Genomic DNA, 1,957 nt, shown 5'->3' on the forward strand with positions numbered 1-1,957 from the left:
TCTATGCCGACGGTACTGTGGCATATGATGCGGGTATTCAATGGCTCTATCAGCCGGGGGCCATCACTCCTACTGCTCGCTATCAAAAGGGGCAATTACACTATGTGGTCACTGACCATCAAGGTACACCCCGAGAGATTTTTACTGAAAAAGGGATAGCCAGTTGGGCAGGACGCCTCAATACGTGGGGTCAAATGGCGTTTTGGCAGTCTCAAGACGGTCGAGCCGACAATGACCCGAATTATACCGAATGCCATTTTCGTTTTGCGGGTCAATATGAAGACCGCGAAACGGGCTTGTATTATAACCGCTTTCGGTACTATGATAAGGACAGTGGGCAGTATATTTCACCAGATCCCATAGGCCTGCTGGGAGGGTTTAATCCGTATGGGTATGTGCATGATCCTGTTGGATTTATAGATCCATTTGGGTTGGCGTGTTGTCCATATATATCTGCGCTGAATACTGAAGAGAGAAAAGTAGTTGAGGGGTTGTCTGATAAAATAGCTTCTGGAAAATTGCATACTAGAGTTAGGCATGGCCATTTTGAAAATGTTAAAGATATCGAAAATATAATTAATAATCCTAAAGAGATCTTTAGAAGTGGAGGTAAGAATCCTAGGTTAATTTTCCATGATGGAGAAAATGTTGTAATCGTGGGAACTAAAGGTTCAGAAAAAGGTTGGGTAGTAACTAACTATGGTCCTTTGGGTAGTGAAGGACGAGTACCTTTAGGTAGTATACCAAATACTCCAAGAGGTGGAGTTGTTACTTCTGAAAGTATCGTGTCAGGAACAATACCAAGTAAATCAGGTACTGTTCCAAAAGCTGAGTCTATTTGGAAAAGTGAGTGATAACATAAAATATGTATTATATAAACACCGATGGTGAAAGCGTTGAAATAAAATTCACACCCAAAAAAAAGATAAAATCAGTAGCTAAATGGACATTTGATAAGGTCATAATTTCCAATGATATTTTTGCTGATGATTTAAATAACTATTTTTCACCTGAATACATTGGTAGTAGCCATTATATAAGTGATGATGGCTATACCTTTGATAGATCAGACAATTTGTTGGTTGGGGCATTTTTGTACGTTCCCGATAAAAATTATTTTAATCCTGAAGTGTTAAATACTATACTATCCTTTGATTCTACAGATGCATCTATTGAAATTATAAATCCGATTAAATTTAATGCAGTATCACCATGTGATTTTAGATATCTAAGTCGCGACGGAAATTATTTACTATGCTTATCTAATATAAATTTGAACGGAGATATTAAAAGAATAAAGATTCACGACTTTTTTGAATTTATATTTTTAAATAAGAAAATGGTAGGTTTTTTGCTAATTATGCCCTTTGAAAATCTAGTTTTTTTTGATGACTTAAACTATGAATGTGATAATAGTAGCAATATAACTTTATCTTTGGATGAAAAAAGTATTTTTCTAAGCTATTTCGATTTAGTTGATGAAGATGGTTGGGATAAAATAAATGATGGTGATTTATTTATGCTAAGTGAAATAAATAAAATTAAAAATAAAATTACCAAGATGAATGTGAAACATATTCAATTAAAGTCATTATATAAGCAATGTGAATTTATAGTAAATAATTACTATACTAATTAATTGTTTATTGAAATATCAAATCCAGAAGATCATTAATTTCTTTTGGATTTGATAAAAGTTATACAATCAAGCTTTCTAGCCTCTGACATACTCCGCCATCAGTTCGCGCATAGAGTTTTTTATCTCACTCAGTTGCGCTTGCTGTTGTTGGTTTTGTTGCTTCATCGCTCGAATGTCTTCGCTGTCCGGTATCAACACCAAACAGCCGTTTAAGATTTTGACGGTAAAGGTGAAGCCGGTCTCAAAACCCGCATCTTTTAGCCACTGGCCTTTAAGGTGTATCGCCGGCGGTGGGCTGGTTTTACTGCCACTCAGGGT

3 protein-coding genes are annotated in these 1,957 nt (G+C 36.0%); 2 read left to right on the plus strand and 1 reads right to left on the minus strand.

What is annotated here, in order from left to right; translation table 11 throughout:
- On the plus strand, positions 1–854 hold an 854-nt coding region (locus PR833_RS20240), incomplete at its 5' end, for an RHS repeat-associated core domain-containing protein (protein WP_336298702.1).
- 11 nt (positions 855–865) lie between these two features.
- The gene (locus PR833_RS20245) at positions 866–1,639 is read left to right on the plus strand and encodes a hypothetical protein (RefSeq protein WP_076914852.1); all 774 of its coding nucleotides are present in this window, start codon (positions 866–868) and stop codon (positions 1,637–1,639) included.
- A gap of 75 nt (positions 1,640–1,714) precedes the next feature.
- Here the strand turns inward: PR833_RS20245 and PR833_RS20250 are convergent, their stop codons facing one another.
- Positions 1,715–1,954 carry a SymE family type I addiction module toxin gene (locus tag PR833_RS20250; RefSeq protein ID WP_272526481.1) on the minus strand — a complete coding sequence of 80 codons (240 nt, stop codon included), beginning with the start codon at positions 1,952–1,954 and terminating at the stop codon, positions 1,715–1,717.
- Positions 1,955–1,957 lie beyond the last annotated feature (3 nt).

It is taken from the genome of Providencia sp. PROV189 (genome assembly GCF_028480065.1).
Lineage (GTDB): Bacteria > Pseudomonadota > Gammaproteobacteria > Enterobacterales > Enterobacteriaceae > Providencia > Providencia stuartii.

Coding starts and splice junctions, on each gene's coding strand:
- PR833_RS20245 (WP_076914852.1), top strand. CDS start 866: ATGTATTATATAAACACCGATGGTGAAAGCGTTGAAATAAAATTCACA.